Origin of the sequence: Streptococcus mitis (assembly GCF_000960005.1) — a bacterium.
GTDB classification, from domain to species: Bacteria; Bacillota; Bacilli; order Lactobacillales; family Streptococcaceae; genus Streptococcus; species Streptococcus mitis_CK.
In genome coordinates this window covers 527,309-543,430 of record NZ_JYGP01000002.1, presented here as the reverse complement: position 1 = coordinate 543,430, position 16,122 = coordinate 527,309, and the positions used below count along the sequence as shown (strand labels likewise).

Here is a 16,122-nt window from a genome sequence, read left to right as displayed (position 1 = left end):
TCAGGATATCTTTTTCAAAATTTTGGTTTGTTAGATAATGAAAATGTTTCTACTAATCTAGATTTAGGATTAGTAAATCTTAAATGTAATTATATAGAAAAAGATAAGTTAAAAAAAAGATGTATTAGCAAGAGTTGGTCTAACTCATATTCATCTGGAACAAAAGATATATGAATTGTCTGGCGGTGAAGCACAACGTGTTGCTTTAGCGAAAATCATTCTTAAAAATCCACCATTAATACTTGCGGATGAGTTGACTGCATCGCTCGATCCTACGACTTCACAAGGAATTATGAAATTATTATTAGATATGAAAAATGAAAATCGTCTAATCATCATTGCAACTCATAATCCCGATATTTGGAATCAAGCAGATGAAGTTATAAATTTAAATCAATTATAGTTACAGTCAATAGATATCTTCTATATTTTAAAGTTATTTTATCTGAATCCGTAAAAGCAGTTCAATCTTGTACTGCTTTTTTCTTTTACGACTTACGCTGTTTGGTTTCATGAGCAAGCCCCTCAAAGTGAACTAATAACAAATCATGAGAAGTGATAGTGATGAAATTTCTGTAACGGATGTAGAGCGAATTGCTGAACCATTAAATGAGTATCTCTCGAAGTAGATGCGTCTATTTTGACTTCTAGTCTGATAGAATGGTAGTTTGAAAATGTAAATGATAGCTACTGTTCATAAAACATAGAAGGTATGTAGGGTGTTGTGAGAGGAGCTAGAAATTAGTACTTACCTGATTATTCCAACAACTCCAAAGATGTGATAAAAATTTCAACTACTCTTATCTATAATAAAGATACCTGTTCTTTGAAAATTGAATCCACTCCGTCTTGATTAGCGTGCCTGTGTAAGTAGGGACTGAGAGTATTTCCCTGTGAAGGGCAACTGGCACAAGACGTGTGTGAGAATTTTCTAACAGACACGGAGTTTATCGTTACCAGACTTAAACGATGCGACAAACTAGATAAAGGAGTTAATCATGAAAGTAGTAAACTTGTATGATTTGAAACAAATGGGAAATAAAGGTGGTTGTACCATCCAATTGATTCATCACTTTCCCTTTGGTATGGGCTTAGGACATCTCAAAAAAGACTACATTGAATTTAAACGCGTTGGTATCGTTGATGGGAAAGCAGTAGAAGTTACTCTTCGAGAACCTTATTCGAGAGATCTACTGCAGGTTGTCAAGTCGATTAAGCAACGTCAGAAATTGATAGCTTATCGTTATAAAGAAGGAAAGCTGCTATTTGTTAAGAAGGAGGCATCAGATGTCCTCTGAACAACAGGAACGAATGGCAGTTCAATATGCAGAGCGTAGTCTTTTATTTACTGTAAGAAGTCTTTTAAAGATTCTAGAATGGTCTAGACGTCAGGCTTTAGCACAGGATTCCGCCTATAAGATAGGGGTGCAGAAATTAGAAGAATTGCTACAATCTCCTTATTCGATTGATACGATTAATCTGAAAAAAGATTTTTTAGACAAACCAATTGATATAGAGAAATTTAAGTCTTTTTTAGAAAAAGAAGAGATTCCTTTAGCCATCGCTTGGCAAGGGGATTCTCTACATTTCTATACGAAAGACCGTTCGATTCTAGACAATCATTTAGACCATCTGTTAGAAAAAATGGTTAATGATCCGGAGAAATTAGCTGATTTTACCATGGATAAGTCATTAGACGATGCAATTGATGAAGCTAAATCCCAAATTACCTTTAGACAAGAAGGAGCCGTCAAACAGAAAGAGATGGTGAGATGATGTACAGTGGAAAGAAATTCCTACTATTCTCACTGTTAGGTATCTTACTAGGCTATCTTTTTCATCGTTTGACGCTTTTGTATGATTCCTATACTGGAAATACCTTAGATAAATGGACTCATCTTCTAATTGAAGGTCAAGATGAAGTTCTTCAGTCGCCATGGAATGTTTCTTTTACTGGAAAATCAATTGCTTTTTTTCTTCTAGGTTTTGTGATGATGTTACTGGTTTATCTCTATCTAGAGACTGGTAAAAAACAATACCGAGAAGGGGTAGAATACGGGAGCGCCCGTTTTGGAACTCTAAAAGAAAAGAAGCTCTTTTACGGTAAGGAATTTTCTCATGATACGATCTTAGCACAAGATGTTCGTTTGACATTATTAGATAAAAAACCACCCCAATATGATAGAAATAAGAATATTGCGGTGATCGGAGGTTCAGGAAGTGGGAAGACCTTTCGCTTTGTGAAACCCAATCTGATTCAGATGAATAGTTCTAATATTGTAGTGGATCCTAAAGATCACTTGGCCGAGAAAACAGGCAAACTCTTTTTAGAACATGGCTACCAAGTAAAGGTGTTAGATTTAGTCAATATGAAGAACTCAGATGGCTTCAATCCTTTTCGCTATATAGAGACAGAAAATGATTTGAATCGCATGCTGACGGTTTATTTTAATAACACCAAAGGCTCTGGCTCCCGTAGTGACCCATTTTGGGATGAAGCTTCTATGACTTTGGTACGAGCTTTAGCCTCTTACTTGGTCGATTTCTATAATCCACCTAAAACAAGAGAACAGCTCATTGAAGAGAGTCGTTTGAGTCAAACAGAATACCAAAACTTGTTGAAACGTCAAAAAAAAGAAGTGGAAGAGCGAAAAAAACGAGGGCGTTATCCAAGTTTTGCTGAAATCTCAAAACTCATTAAACACTTATCCAAGGGTGAAAACCAAGAAAAAAGTGTCTTAGAAATTCTATTTGAAAATTATGCTAAAAAGTATGGAACTGAAAATTTTACCATGCGAAATTGGGCAGATTTTCAAAATTATAAGGATAAGACTCTGGATTCTGTTATAGCTGTAACCACTGCTAAATTTGCCCTCTTCAATATTCAAAGTGTCATGGATTTGACCAAAAGAGATACCCTTGATATGAAGGCATGGGGCCAGGAAAAATCAATGGTTTACTTAGTTATCCCAGATAACGATAGTACCTTTCGCTTTCTTTCAGCCCTCTTTTTTTCAACCGTATTTCAAACTCTAACAAGACAAGCAGATATTGATTTTAAGGGTCAATTGCCTCTTCATGTGAGAGTTTACTTAGATGAGTTCGCAAATATCGGAGAAATCCCAGATTTTGCTGAACAAACCTCAACAGTCCGTTCTCGAAATATGAGTCTCGTTCCTATTCTACAAAATATTGCCCAACTTCAAGGGCTCTATAAAGAAAAAGAAGCTTGGAAAACCATTCTTGGGAACTGTGACAGCTTAGTCTACTTAGGTGGTAATGATGAAGATACCTTTAAATTTATGAGTGGCTTACTCGGTAAACAAACCATTGATGTTCGAAATACTAGTCGTTCCTTTGGCCAGACAGGTTCAGGATCCCTTTCTCATCAAAAGATTGCTCGTGATTTAATGACACCTGACGAAGTCGGAAATATGAAACGGCATGAATGCTTGGTTCGAATTGCTAATATGCCTGTCTTTAAAAGCAAAAAGTACAATTCAACTAAGCATCCAAACTGGAAATACCTAGCCAATCAAGAAACCGATGAACGGTGGTGGAACTATCAAATCAATCCTTTGAATCAAAGACAAGAAAATCATCTTGAAGGCCTTAGAATTCGTGATTTAACTTTTGAATCTAGTTTAAAATAAAAATAGAAAAGAGGAAATAGATGATTACGCATTTTAAAGGTTTTGTTTATGGAGTAGACGCTAGTGCCATGTTTGCACAAGCTATGTCTTTGTTACAGAAGGGATTGATTGCAGTTGGTGCCTTTCTCGTTGTTGTGGGGATTGTCAATCTTGCAACCAATATTAAAGATGGTGGACCAGGTGTTCGGAATGCCATTCTGGAAATTGTCGGTGGTGTTATGGTAGGGGCTGCTGGAGCCTTTGTAACTCAAATTTCAATTTAGGAGGATAAACAATGACATGAATCTTAGTTTAGTCTCACCCTTTGTTTACCTTGCATCTGAAAAAATATCAGCTGAAAATTTATTTGAAGGATTTAATGTGGATTTACAATCTACGGTAGATCTGATTAAATCTCTATCTAGCTACAATCCAACTGTTTGGACTTATATGTCTAGTATTACTAAAAGTGTCATGCAGCCTCTTGGAGTTGCGATTTTATCAGTTGTTCTCATCCTAGAATTTTCGAAGATGGCAAAGAAAATTGCTAACTCAGGAGGAGCGATGACCTTTGAAGCTTTGGCGCCGATGTTGATTAGTTATATTATGGTCGCAGTTGTAATTACCAACACTACCGTCATTGTAGAAGCCATCATCGGGATTGCGAGTCATGCCATTGAACAAGTGGCCTCGATTGTGGCTCACGGTGGGGCAAAGTATGATACCATTTCTGGATTAAAAGGGTCAGGATTTATTGGCCGGATGATTGTGGGCTTTTTCGCCCTCCTCATTTGGCTAGTTCGGATAGTAAGTGCAGCCATGGTTAATCTTTTGGTATCTATTCGATTTATTCAACTCTACCTTATGATCCCATTTGCCCCTCTTACGATTCCAACATTTTTAAGTGATGAGTGGAAGTCTATTGGTATTGGCTATTTAAAAAATATTATGGTCTATGCGGTACAAGGGGTTCTTATTTTTCTGATTGTTTCTCTTGTTCCTTTATTTGAATCAGCTGGGAAAATAGCTGTTTCAAATGGTGCAGGAGTCTTGCAATCACTTGCGATTATGTTTGGTAGTTTGGTACAAGCTATCTTACTGATTATTGCCCTCGTTGGTTCTCAACGTACGGCTCGCTCAATATTAGGTATGTAATTAGATAAAGGCTAGGAAGTGATTGCTTCTTAGCCTTTTTAGAAAGGAAAGTCATGAATACACGTGTCTTTAAAGACATCTCAAAATACCAACACAGGGCTTGGTTAGGTTTCACCACAAGACAAATTATCTTTGTTTTACCAGCCTTTATTGTCACAATTATTGTTTTGGGCTTGAATCTCTTTTTCTGGCAATTTGGAGATTGGTTTGTTTACGGTTTTGTGTTTGCCTTTACCATCCCCCTCATGCTTTTTGGAGTCTATAAACCCAATGATTTATATTTTGAACATTATTTGAAATACCGTCTTCATTTTGAATTAACGGTTCCCCTACGCACAATTACAGGAAAGAAAGGACCTGAACATGAAAAGAAAATCAAATACATTAAAGAAACAAAAAACTTCAATGACTAATAAAAAGGAAGAAGTTAAAGGAAAAAAAGAGGAAGTGTTACCCTCTACAGCGAATAGCCTTGCCTATCAAGCCCTGTACCAAAATGGTCTAATGCAGGTAAAAGAAGATTATTTCTCACAAAGCTACTTACTTGGTGATGTCAATTACCAGACCGTTGGTTTAGAAGATAAGGGCGCAATCATTGAGAAGTATTCTGATTTGATTAACTCCCTAGATGACCAAACCAACTTCCAATTGACTATCTTTAATAAAAGATTGAATTTAGAAAAATTCAGACAAAGTGTTCTGTATGAGGAAAAAGAAGATGGGTATGATACTTATCGTAAAGAATTGAATCGGATGATGAATCAGAATTTAGACAGTGGTGAAAATAATTTTTCAGCTGTGAAACTGATTAGCTTTGGTAGAAAGGATTCTAATCCCAAACAAGCCTATCGTTCCTTGTCTCAAATTGGAGAATATTTCAAGAGTGGTTTCTCAGAAATTGATGCACGATTTGAATCCTTGGCTGGAGAAAACCGTGTGAACTTGTTGGCAGATATGCTTAGAGGAGAACACCATCTTCCTTTTTCTTATCGTGATTTAACGAGATCTGGTCAGACAACTCGTCACTTCATAGCGCCTAATCTCTTAGATTTCAAAAACAAGAATTATCTACAAATCAATGACCGCTTATTGCAGATTGTCTATGTGAGAGACTACGGCATGGAATTAGGAGATCAGTTTATCCGAGACCTCATGCAAGGAGATTTGGAATTGATTGTGAGCCTCCATGCCCAAAGTTCGACCAAGGCGGATGCCATGAAGAAACTACGAACAAAGAAGACCTTAATGGAATCCCAAAAGATTGGGGAACAACAAAAACTTGCTCGTACAGGTATCTATTTAGAAAAAGTAGGCCATGTTTTAGAAAGCAATATCGATGAAGCTGAGGAACTCTTAAAAACCATGACAGAGTCAGGAGATAAACTATTTCAAACAGTATTCTTGATTGGGATCTTTGGTCAGGATGAAGAAGAACTTAAACAAGCTCTAGACACGATTCAACAAGTGGCCGGCTCAAATGACCTAATGATTGATAAACTTCCATATATGCAAGAAGCAGCCTTTAATAGTTTGCTGCCATTTGGTTGTGATTTTTTAGAGGGAGTATCACGGAGTTTATTAACGTCCAATATAGCAGTGAACTCTCCATGGACTTCAGTAGACTTACAAGACCGCAGTGGGAAATATTACGGTATCAATCAAATCTCAAGCAATATTATTACCATTGATCGCAGCCTATTAAATACACCGTCTGGTCTGATTTTAGGGACATCTGGAGCTGGGAAAGGGATGGCAACCAAGCATGAAATTATCACGACCAAAATCAAGGAATCTGGTGAAAATACTGAAATTATCATTGTGGATCCAGAAGCAGAGTACAGTGTCATTGGACGGGCTTTTGGTGGAGAAATGATTGATATTGCGCCAGATTCCCAAACCTATCTCAATGTCCTTGACTTGTCTGAAGAAAATATGGATGAAGATCCTGTAAAGGTAAAATCAGAATTTCTTTTATCCTTTATTGGCAAGTTATTGGATAGAAAAATGGATGGAAGAGAAAAATCGATTATCGACCGAGTTACGAGACTCACCTATCAGTCATTTAAAGAGCCCTCTTTGGAAGAATGGGTCTTTGTCTTGAGTCAACAGCCAGAAGAAGAAGCGCAGAATTTGGCACTTGATATGGAACTGTATGTCGAAGGTTCTCTTGATATTTTTTCTCATAAGACCAATATTCAGACAGGATCTAATTTCTTGATTTATAACGTTAAGAAGTTAGGAGATGAGCTGAAACAAATCGCCCTTATGGTTGTTTTTGATCAGATATGGAATCGTGTCGTTCGGAATCAAAAATTAGGGAAGAAGACCTGGATTTATTTTGATGAAATGCAGCTTCTCTTATTAGATAAATATGCCAGTGACTTCTTCTTTAAATTGTGGAGTCGTGTCAGAAAATATGGAGCCAGTCCGACTGGAATAACTCAAAATGTCGAAACCTTATTGTTAGATCCAAATGGTAGACGGATTATTGCCAATAGTGAATTTATGATTCTCCTCAAGCAAGCAAAAAATGACAGAGAAGAACTGGTTCAACTCTTAGGCTTGTCAAAAGAACTCGAAAAATACTTAGTCAATCCAGAAAAAGGGGCAGGACTAATAAAAGCTGGTTCAGTTGTTGTTCCCTTCAAAAATAAGATTCCTCAAGGTACACAATTGTTTGATATCATGAGTACGGATCCTGATAAAATGGCTTCTAATTAAGGGGAAGGTAAATGAAGGATAAAAGAGAAATCATACTTGCCCGAAAGGCATTTAGAAGAAGCCTAAAAGATGAGAAAAAATTCTTGAAAAAAGGAAAGAAGGAGGTGAGGAAACAGAAAAAAGATTCCGCTGTACTGGATGAAAAAGCATGGAAAAAAGAGATAAAAGAAAAGCTAGAGGGGATGAGAGAAGCTTCAAAGGAGAGAGTAAAACAAGCAAATGAAGACTACAATAACATCCTTCAAAATAGTCCTCCATCTCTTTTGAATCGGAAAGAATTAAGAGACAGACGGTTGCCTCATGCTAGGAAACGATTGAAAATAGCCAAGAAGCAATTTAGAGAAGCAAAGGTAGAAGCAAAATCAGAAAGAAAAGAGAGTAGTAAAGAAAGAAAAACCAATCAAAAATTTCTCTACGGTCAGGAATCGAAAGCAAAATCCAATTTTTTCTTTCACGGGAAGAATCTAGAAGAATTAAAAGCCAAGAAGGAAGTAAAGGCTGCTAAAGAAAATTTAAAATCTACTAAACAAGCCTATAAATCCAAAAAGGTGAGTAGGAAAGCTAAAACTTTCCTTTATGTCCTTGGACGTGAAGGAGGAGAGTTAGCTTCAGAAAATGAAGATTTAGAAGGCTATCGCACGCTTCAAGAGACTATCAGAAAAGGAAAACGCTACAGTCGGCTTTCTTATAACATTGGGAAAGCTAGTGTCAAAACAGGACAAGCAACAGGTCGTTTTACCAAGAAAAGACTGACCAACACAAAAGAGCGATACCATCATTTTAAGGATGGAAAAGGATGGAAACTAGCGAAAGATAACCCAAGTTCCTTTAAAAATCGGTTTCGAAAATTAAAGAAACAAGGTCTTACAAGTGTCCGAAATATCTATCAAAAACTAAAAGCAGCCTTTTCCTTCTTTACATTTGCGGCTGGAAATCCTGTAACCTGGATAGTTGGAGGAATAGTCTTTCTTCTTTTACTTATGATGAGCTTCTTTTTAGGATTTTCATCTGCTAGTTTGATTCAACAAGATGAATTTGAATTAACAAAAGCTTATGCCCACCTAACTTGGGAAGACGCAGAACATACTCGTACAAATGACAAAGGAATTACCTATTACACAAAAGTTGATGATGTGATGGGGTATATGAACTTTAAATTCCATGACTATGGGTTGCACAAACCAGTTCACTTATTTAGTTCAGAAACTTACAAGGATTATCTGTCTACTTTGTGGCATGATTTAAACGATGGGGATGATTTGAAATCCATGCAAGACCTCTATGAAACTCCTAAGTATAAACTATCGAAAGACGATCAAGAGGAAATAAAGGAACTAAAAGAAGAGGGTGTGTATGCTTCCATGCAGGAATTGGACAATCCATTTGAAGGGAAAAGTAACGAAGATAGTTTAACCATGACTTATCGTTATGGATACTATGATTTAGACGGAAAACCTACTCTTCAGGAGTACATTCTACTAGAAGCAAAGGCTCACCAAACGATTGTCGCACCAATGGATGGAGTTGTATCTCTAGATGGTGACAATGTTATTCTAACTAACGGAAAAGGAGAGAATGAGAGTCGATTGACCTTGTATTCTATTCATAATGGCCGTGCGATTGAGGGGACAAGAGTCCTAACGGGTGATATTATTGGTGAGACACCAGATGATACAGGTTTGAAAGTTTCCTATCAAAAGTATAAGAACAAGAAAGAAAAATTGGTGTATGTCAATCCGCAATTTTATTTTCCCAAAGTCATTCAACTTCAGACCACTATCTTACCTGCCATTGGTCAGTTTGGTGGGGATGAGTTTGAACGAGCAAAACATATTTATGAGTTTTTGAAATCTCAAGGGGCAAGTCCCCAAGCCATTGCGGCTATTTTAGGAAATTGGTCGGTAGAGTCTTCTATCAATCCTAAACGAGCTGAAGGGGATTATTTATCTCCTCCTGTTGGCGCTACCGATTCCTCATGGGATGATGAAAGCTGGTTAGCGATTGGAGGGCCAGCCATTTATAGTGGTGCTTATCCTAATATTCTTCATAGAGGTCTAGGTTTAGGTCAATGGACGGATACTGCAGATGGTTCAACACGTCATACAGCTTTATTGAATTATGCACATATCAAAAATAAGAAATGGTATGATTTAGACCTCCAACTTGATTTTATGCTTCATGGGGATAGTCCTTACTATCAAAGTTGGTTAAAGGATTTCTTTGGAAATACGGGCAGTGCAGCCAATCTCGCCCAACTATTTCTCACCTATTGGGAGGGAAATTCTGGTGACAAACTACTGGAAAGACAAACCAGAGCAACGGAATGGTATTACCAAATTGAAAAAGGCTTTAGCCAAACAAATGGAGGACAGGCAAAGAGTGATCCGCAATCCCTTGAAGGGGTTCGTGGGGACTTATATGATCATTCTGTTCCTGGTGGTGGAGATGGTATGGCCTATGCCTATGGACAATGTACATGGGGTGTTGCGGCTCGTATGAATCAATTAGGCTTGAAATTAAAAGGAAGCAATGGAGAGAAGATTCCAATCATTAATACCATGGGAAATGGTCAGGACTGGGTTGCGACAGCTTCAAGTCTTGGAGGAGAAACTGGCTCTACACCAAGAGCAGGTGCTATTGTTTCTTTTGTGGGAGGTACACATGGCACACCAGCAGACTATGGTCATGTAGCTTTTGTAGAGAAGGTCTATGATGATGGTTCTTTCCTCGTGTCTGAGACAAACTATGGTGGCAACCCTAACTATACCTTTAGAAAAATTTCGCAAGCAGATAGTGCCATCAGTTTTGCTTATACGGTGAAATAAAAGAATCATGTCATCAGTTTAGGTGACATGATTCTTATTTTTTATAGAGTGACATATTTAATGCCATAGGCTGATAAGTTACTTGATGATCGTCTTTAATCAATTGACTGTAAGCAACAAATCCGAACTGTTCATAAAATTGAATGACTTTAGGATGATTGATACTATCTAAAAATACCATCTGAGTTCCTACAATTGCTCGAAATTCTTCAATTTTTTGAATTACAATTTCAAATAACTCTTGTCCTGATAGTTTATTTAGCTTTGTGTTTTTGCCGAATTGACCGATAAGTAACACAGGGAGATAATCAATATTTTTGGGACTTTTCCCTTTTAGGACGAGTTTCTTTTTTAAGGATTTCTCTAAATCAGAAATATCAACAACTTTGAGAGATAAACTAAAGAATCCTATGATGTTATTTGTTTCAGTTTCTTCAACGATAAAATTACGAGAACGATGTTGTTTTTCAAAATTGGGGGCTTTATCAGATAGATAAGTCAACATCTCTTCATTACCTTTGAAATCAACATTTTCTAAAATGATAGTTTTAAATAGATCCTGAACTTGTTTCTCTGTTTTATCAGGAGCTAGCACTTGAATATTTTCAAGATATTGCTTAAGTGGTGTTACTTGAATTGTCATCTTACAGATACTTTGAAATGAGTTTATTTTTCGTTGGAGCGGTAGCGTCCTGTGATTCAATAGATTTCAAGACGGCTTGTAGCTTTTTAGATGGTTTATGATTAAGAATTTTTAGAGCATCTTCGTTTGTTAGTTTTATATCACGTGTTAAACTGATTGTAGCCATTTGTTCGACCTCCTGTTTCTACTTAAATTCATTATAGCTTATTTTGAACAAAAGTTCAATCTGAAGATAGTGTATGTTTTCTATAGTGTATAAATCCAAAATAAGTTTTTCTCTTGCATTTGTAGCTCATATTCGTTAGAATAATGGTGTAGATGAGTGGTCGGCTCATGGTCAATCTGATAGTAATCTTGGACATAAGGGCCAAGCGGTGGCGGACACCAGAATAAACCGACTGACTAGGTGGCTTACAGGTTCTGTAAGTCATTTTTTTATTTGAAAAAACAGTAAAAAAGCGCAAAAAATCACTTCCTGTGCTATAGTGTAATTGAAATTTTTTAGTTTTGGCGTTAGAACTGTTTCCTCTTGAACAATAGAATAAGAGGCTACTAGTAAGATATTTTCATGCTCAAGGCATATTCGAGTTATCTCATGACTCTTGTTCATGCAGTTTTATATACAGGCTAGGAAAAGCCCTATTATCTTCATTATAGGCTAAACATCTTTTTCTGTGGAGAAACGGGTCCCACACCAAAAGCAGGTGCTATTGTTTCTTTTGTGGGAGGTACACATGGTACACAGCAGACTATGGTCATGTGGCTTTTGTAGAGAAGGTATATGATGATGGTTCTTTCCTTGTGTCTGAAACTAACTATCGTGGCAACCCTAACTATACATTTAGAAAAATCTCATCAATTTATTTGGTTTTTATTTCATTTTACTGTAGTATATTTGAACTGCTTTTTATCTTTATTATTCAAAAAGTAATACGTCGAGTTCCAACTTCAATATACTATAAAGTTAAGAATGAGGCTGGGCAAAAACTCAATTTCAGAAGAAAATGAAGTAAATCATCCCACAATAAAATGCATACTATCAAGTTTTTTTACACACCTGATAGTATGTTTTTTCTGATTTTAAAGACTTTTTACCCAGTCTCTATAAGACGTAAAATAATGTTCTCTGTATAAATGTTAGAAAAGAGCTACAAATGGAACAAAATACTACTATACTATTTAGTAGTAGGTATTATATCGTGTGTAAATGAAAAAAATGAAAAAGTTAAAGTCAGATAAAAAAGTATTGACAAATAAAAACAACTATGGTAAACTTAAATTAACCAAAATGAAGAATGCAGGTGATTTTTTGGGAAATAGAATTGAAGAATACAGAAAACCATTGGGGTTGTCTCAACATAGATTGGGTAAAAAAATTGGAATATCAAGAATAAGTATAAATAAAATAGAGACAGGAAAGACAACTCCTACTCTAAAGATAGCAAATGATATTGCAAATGCTTTGGGAGTATGCATATACCAAGTATTTGACTTAGATGGAACAGGAAATTATAGATGCTTAAATTGTAATTGTGGTAACATTTAGCAAAATTCATTGCTGAGTTATGTTGTTATTAAAACGAAAGGGGGCTTAGTTTATGAGTAATCAGATGAATCCTCAAAGGTATAAAAACGGAGATAGAACATATATATAGCGTTGTGTTTGGAAGTGAATAGGAGGCAATAGATATGTTTAAAAGAAATATATTATTTAAAAGTCTAGTAGTAGTTTTATTAATGAGAGTTATGATACCTGCAGAGGTGTTTGCTACTAATAAAGAGATTCTAAATTCAGATGTTAATAAATTAAGAAGTATAGATTTTTCAAAAGAACCTTCAAAATATGAAAAAGAAATATTGAGTGAATATTACAAAAAAGATTCTGAAAGGATATTTAACGAATCGTACGGTGATTACATCTACAATGTAGATATGGTAAAAATAAGAAATGAATTAGAAAATAAAGATATATCATCAAATTATATGAAAGAATCTAACTTAAATAATTTAGATGTGGCAACTTTTAGAAGTAGTTCATCACTTGGAACGTATGGAGATATTTTAGTTACTTACAGTTTTTCTTCCTTTGGTATAGATGTTGCTGCAACTGGTCATGCTGCAATTGTTCACAATAACTCGGATTATACAATCGAATCGTTTCCAGATGGTGGAGTAAGAGTATATAACAATGATTGGGCTAACAAATCTAAAGTATACGGTGTACGAGTAAAGGGAGCTTCTGGCTCTGATTATACAAATGCTGCTTCATATGCTCTTACACAAGCAAATTCCCAAAAACCATATAACTGGAATTTTTTCAATAAAGGGACAACAGATTCTTTTTATTGTTCTCAATTAGTATGGAGAGCTTGGAAAAATCAAGGATATGAAGTAGATAGAATGAATTTAGGAGATTGGGATCCGGTATCACCAGCAGAGTTAGTTGGAGGAGATGGAACGTATGTATTCTATAAAGATTAACTCTCTGCTAAAAATATCAACGTTGTTTATTGCGACGCTGATATTTTTAGTTGGTTGTTCTCATAAAGAGATTAATGAGGATGAAAAAGTTAATATAGAAAATTCTAACTATATAGTTTCTCTTTCAAGAGCAAGGGATCCGTATTCAAAGTTATTGTTTTTAAAAGGTGACGGAACACTTCTTCAAAGTTATGATTATAAAGGTTATAGCATTAATTCAATTAATTACTTTAAAGGAAAATTATTTTTAACATCTAATAGGTTGAATGAACACTATATATTAGATAGTAGTGGTAAAATAGAAAAATATTCAAATGTAACTGAACGAAATGATAATAAATATTTAGCATCTTGGTTTACCAAAATTGGAGAAAATACGCTTATTGAAACGGTTAATATTGGAAGGGTGAATAATAAGTATTTAAGTAATATAATTTATTCTTATGCAGAGGGGAAAAAAAACTGTACATTAGAGAATCAGTATTTAAACGGTGCCGTGGATAAATATGGTAAGATATTTGTAGAATCGTATAGTGAAAATGATGGAAAAAACGGAATTACGATTATAGATAAAGATAGCGCTAGCATAGAGAAAAGAATAACATTTAAAAATAGTTTTACTTCATCCAGTGGGGAGTTGATAGATTATAATAAAAAACTGCTAGTTTACGGTAATAATGAATCTAACGATTCCCAGAAAGAAGGAGAAAAATCGGCGATAGGTCTTTTGAATTGTGAAACATATGAAATAAATGAATATTCGTTTCATAAAGAAAAAATAATTTTTTCATACGTTTACGAGAATAATATATATATTATTACGGATGATAACAGTATTTATAAATTTAATGATAAATTAGAAATGTTAGAAAAGAAAGCTATATCAGATACAACATTTTTTGATAACTTTTCTAATAATTATACTATTAGAAAAATTATTCATAGTGATAAAACTATAGCTGTTTTATATACTTCAAGACGATTTGATGTGAAAAATTTAGGGTTTATTGCAGAATACAACTGTGAGGATATTAGCTTATTGAATAAATTTAATATCATATTAGAAGGTGAAAAAATGTGGTTAGGCGAGGTAGTTGATTTCATAAAGTTGGACTAGTTTTAATTACTGAAATTTAATCTGTATCAAAAATTATATTGTTTTTCATATAATGCCCAATATTTTTTGATAAAACATATAATTTATAGTCTTGTGAGATGGAAAATTTATGCTCTTTTTGACGAGAATGGAAGAATTGTAGATAAAGGTAAACATGAGGAATTACAATTAAGAAATACTAGTTACCAAAGTTATCTACAGGAACTAAATTAAAGACATTAAATGAAACAAAATTTTAAAGATTTAAGATTCTATTTGCAATCTACTTGAAAGAGGGCAAAGAATTTTAAATCTTTTTTGATTTTTGAAATTCTGAAAAAAATCCGAAAAAGAATGTGTAAGATATAGTTACTTTTAGAAATATTAAATAGAATAGGAGAACATCATGGAACAAAGTATTACCATTAAAAATTTATGTAAGTCGTATGGCCAAACTCAAATTTTAAAAGATATTTCTTTTGAAGCAAAAGTAGGTAGAGTGACTGCTTTCCTGGGTCCAAATGGAGCTGGTAAAAGTTCAACCTTACGTATTTTATTAGGATTAGACAAAGCAACATCTGGACTTACCAAAATTGGAGATCAAACTTATAAGGAATTAAAATTTCCTCTAAAGACTGTAGGAGCTTCATTTGACAGTGTCGGTGCTCCTGATGATCGGACTGTTTATCAACATTTGAAAATTGTTGCTGCTAGTAATGGGATATCCAGTCAGCGAATTGATCAAGTCTTGGATATGGTGGATATTAGCCATAAGAAAAAATCTAAAAAGGAACTGAAAACTATTATATAAATCCCTCTCTTCTGATTCGTGCAATACAAAATATTTTAACAAATGCTTTGGAGTATGCAGATAAACAGAATCCTAAAATTAAAATTAGGGTAGAGCAAGAGGCGAAAGAATTGAAAATAGGTATATGGAATAATGGCTCTGAATTTCCAGAGGAAGTTTTAACTAATTTTGGAAAGCTATTTTATCGTATGGATAAAGCTAGATCCGTTAAAGAGCAACATTATGGTATTGGACTTAGTTTTGTATGTAGAGTTGCAAAACTGCATAAAGGCCGAGTTGAGCTTAGAAATAGAGACGAGGGAGCAGAAGTTTTAATAACTGTGAATTGTATTAAATCATAGTGATTTATCAATACCCCAACTAATGAATAATACATTAGTCAATCATGGGAAATTTACTAGATTTTCTTTAACAAAGATTTTTGACTTGAAATTGTAGCTATTTAAAGATACAATATGTTTATAAATGAGTGGTCGGCTCATGGTCAATCTGATAGTAATCTTGGACATAAGGGCCAAGCGGTGGCGGACACCAGAACAAAATCCGATAGCAATCTTGGACGTAAGGGCCAAGCGGTGGCAGACACCAGAATAAATCGACTGACTAGGTGGCTTACAGGTTCTGTAAGTCATCTTTTTTACTTTGATAGTAATGTTTTATCATTTTAAGGAGAACGCAGTTTTGGCTCGTTCTCTTTTTTGTTGTGATACTTCTTTCAAGGAATATTTGGTAGGATTGGAGTGAAAAAAGATTAACTA

At 34.9% G+C, this 16,122-nt stretch carries 15 protein-coding genes and 3 pseudogenes; 15 read left to right on the top strand and 3 right to left on the bottom strand.

The genetic code is table 11. The features are described 5' to 3' along the window. Positions 1-3: 3 nt before the first annotated feature. From TZ90_RS10205 to TZ90_RS04045, 9 genes and pseudogenes are all read left to right on the top strand, one after another. Positions 4-403, top strand: a pseudogene (locus TZ90_RS10205) (ATP-binding cassette domain-containing protein); the annotation flags it as partial. 595 nt (positions 404-998) lie between these two features. Beyond that, positions 999-1,298 carry a hypothetical protein gene (locus TZ90_RS04080; protein ID WP_000869763.1) on the top strand — a complete coding sequence of 100 codons (300 nt, stop codon included), beginning with the start codon at positions 999-1,001 and terminating at the stop codon, positions 1,296-1,298. Further along, a complete protein-coding gene (locus TZ90_RS04075) occupies positions 1,288-1,776 on the top strand; it encodes a hypothetical protein (RefSeq protein WP_045611594.1) in 489 nt (162 codons plus the stop codon). Before TZ90_RS04080 ends, TZ90_RS04075 begins: the two co-directional genes overlap by 11 nt. Beyond that, positions 1,776-3,653, top strand: a complete 1,878-nt coding sequence (locus TZ90_RS04070) for a VirD4-like conjugal transfer protein, CD1115 family (protein ID WP_045612565.1) — start codon at positions 1,776-1,778, stop codon at positions 3,651-3,653. The genes TZ90_RS04075 and TZ90_RS04070 overlap by 1 nt, the downstream gene beginning before the upstream one ends. Before the next feature lie 20 nt (positions 3,654-3,673). Next, positions 3,674-3,916 (top strand): hypothetical protein, encoded by a 243-nt coding sequence (locus TZ90_RS04065; protein ID WP_000627865.1) that lies wholly within the window; start codon positions 3,674-3,676, stop codon positions 3,914-3,916. Positions 3,917-3,932: 16 nt separating this feature from the next. Next, a complete protein-coding gene (locus tag TZ90_RS04060; RefSeq protein WP_001054257.1) occupies positions 3,933-4,787 on the top strand; it encodes a VirB6/TrbL-like conjugal transfer protein, CD1112 family in 855 nt (284 codons plus the stop codon). A gap of 53 nt (positions 4,788-4,840) precedes the next feature. Then, entirely contained in the window at positions 4,841-5,200 is a 360-nt protein-coding gene (locus TZ90_RS04055; RefSeq protein WP_001097589.1) for a PrgI family protein, read from the top strand. Next, positions 5,151-7,508, top strand: a complete 2,358-nt coding sequence (locus tag TZ90_RS04050; protein WP_200893277.1) for a VirB4-like conjugal transfer ATPase, CD1110 family — start codon at positions 5,151-5,153, stop codon at positions 7,506-7,508. Before TZ90_RS04055 ends, TZ90_RS04050 begins: the two co-directional genes overlap by 50 nt. An 11-nt stretch (positions 7,509-7,519) precedes the next feature. Further along, on the top strand, positions 7,520-10,333 hold the full coding sequence (locus TZ90_RS04045) for a phage tail tip lysozyme (RefSeq protein ID WP_045611591.1): 2,814 nt from the start codon (positions 7,520-7,522) through the stop codon (positions 10,331-10,333). 34 nt (positions 10,334-10,367) lie between these two features. On the opposite strand, the gene TZ90_RS04040 is transcribed toward TZ90_RS04045, so the two are convergent. Together TZ90_RS04040 and TZ90_RS10360 are read right to left on the bottom strand one after the other, a co-directional pair. Further along, positions 10,368-10,976, bottom strand: coding sequence for a hypothetical protein (locus TZ90_RS04040; protein WP_045611590.1), 609 nt, complete (start codon positions 10,974-10,976; stop codon positions 10,368-10,370). A gap of 1 nt (position 10,977) precedes the next feature. Further along, entirely contained in the window at positions 10,978-11,142 is a 165-nt protein-coding gene (locus TZ90_RS10360; protein WP_000201399.1) for a hypothetical protein, read from the bottom strand. Between the two features lie 510 nt (positions 11,143-11,652). On the opposite strand from TZ90_RS10360, the pseudogene TZ90_RS10690 reads away from it, so the two are divergent. The 6 genes and pseudogenes from TZ90_RS10690 to TZ90_RS04015 all read left to right on the top strand — a co-directional run. Further along, a pseudogene (locus TZ90_RS10690) lies at positions 11,653-11,831 on the top strand (CHAP domain-containing protein); the annotation flags it as partial. A gap of 352 nt (positions 11,832-12,183) precedes the next feature. Beyond that, the gene (locus tag TZ90_RS04035) at positions 12,184-12,522 is read left to right on the top strand and encodes a helix-turn-helix transcriptional regulator (protein ID WP_235285505.1); all 339 of its coding nucleotides are present in this window, start codon (positions 12,184-12,186) and stop codon (positions 12,520-12,522) included. A gap of 143 nt (positions 12,523-12,665) precedes the next feature. Continuing rightward, positions 12,666-13,457 carry a YiiX/YebB-like N1pC/P60 family cysteine hydrolase gene (locus TZ90_RS09700; protein ID WP_052691053.1) on the top strand — a complete coding sequence of 264 codons (792 nt, stop codon included), beginning with the start codon at positions 12,666-12,668 and terminating at the stop codon, positions 13,455-13,457. After that, positions 13,429-14,574: a hypothetical protein gene (locus TZ90_RS04025; RefSeq protein WP_152620185.1), complete on the top strand. Its 1,146-nt coding sequence runs from the start codon at positions 13,429-13,431 to the stop codon at positions 14,572-14,574. Before TZ90_RS09700 ends, TZ90_RS04025 begins: the two co-directional genes overlap by 29 nt. Before the next feature lie 385 nt (positions 14,575-14,959). Then, a pseudogene (locus tag TZ90_RS04020) lies at positions 14,960-15,340 on the top strand (ATP-binding cassette domain-containing protein); the annotation flags it as partial. Between the two features lie 20 nt (positions 15,341-15,360). Further along, a complete protein-coding gene (locus TZ90_RS04015) occupies positions 15,361-15,705 on the top strand; it encodes an ATP-binding protein (RefSeq protein ID WP_338060560.1) in 345 nt (114 codons plus the stop codon). A gap of 42 nt (positions 15,706-15,747) precedes the next feature. Here TZ90_RS04015 and TZ90_RS10355 read toward each other — a convergent pair whose 3' ends face one another. Continuing rightward, on the bottom strand, positions 15,748-15,996 hold the full coding sequence (locus TZ90_RS10355; RefSeq protein ID WP_200893276.1) for a hypothetical protein: 249 nt from the start codon (positions 15,994-15,996) through the stop codon (positions 15,748-15,750). Positions 15,997-16,122 lie beyond the last annotated feature (126 nt).

Bases quoted from the DNA above. Each gene is read 5' to 3' on its own strand.
- TZ90_RS04080 (WP_000869763.1), top strand. From the start codon at position 999: ATGAAAGTAGTAAACTTGTATGATTTGAAACAAATGGGAAATAAAGGT.
- TZ90_RS04075 (WP_045611594.1), top strand. From the start codon at position 1,288: ATGTCCTCTGAACAACAGGAACGAATGGCAGTTCAATATGCAGAGCGT.
- TZ90_RS04070 (WP_045612565.1), top strand. From the start codon at position 1,776: ATGTACAGTGGAAAGAAATTCCTACTATTCTCACTGTTAGGTATCTTA.
- TZ90_RS04065 (WP_000627865.1), top strand. From the start codon at position 3,674: ATGATTACGCATTTTAAAGGTTTTGTTTATGGAGTAGACGCTAGTGCC.
- TZ90_RS04060 (WP_001054257.1), top strand. From the start codon at position 3,933: ATGAATCTTAGTTTAGTCTCACCCTTTGTTTACCTTGCATCTGAAAAA.
- TZ90_RS04055 (WP_001097589.1), top strand. From the start codon at position 4,841: ATGAATACACGTGTCTTTAAAGACATCTCAAAATACCAACACAGGGCT.
- TZ90_RS04050 (WP_200893277.1), top strand. From the start codon at position 5,151: ATGAAAAGAAAATCAAATACATTAAAGAAACAAAAAACTTCAATGACT.
- TZ90_RS04045 (WP_045611591.1), top strand. From the start codon at position 7,520: ATGAAGGATAAAAGAGAAATCATACTTGCCCGAAAGGCATTTAGAAGA.
- TZ90_RS04040 (WP_045611590.1), bottom strand. From the start codon at position 10,976: ATGACAATTCAAGTAACACCACTTAAGCAATATCTTGAAAATATTCAA.
- TZ90_RS10360 (WP_000201399.1), bottom strand. From the start codon at position 11,142: ATGGCTACAATCAGTTTAACACGTGATATAAAACTAACAAACGAAGAT.
- TZ90_RS04035 (WP_235285505.1), top strand. From the start codon at position 12,184: ATGAAAAAAATGAAAAAGTTAAAGTCAGATAAAAAAGTATTGACAAAT.
- TZ90_RS09700 (WP_052691053.1), top strand. From the start codon at position 12,666: ATGTTTAAAAGAAATATATTATTTAAAAGTCTAGTAGTAGTTTTATTA.
- TZ90_RS04025 (WP_152620185.1), top strand. From the start codon at position 13,429: ATGGAACGTATGTATTCTATAAAGATTAACTCTCTGCTAAAAATATCA.
- TZ90_RS10355 (WP_200893276.1), bottom strand. From the start codon at position 15,996: ATGACTTACAGAACCTGTAAGCCACCTAGTCAGTCGATTTATTCTGGT.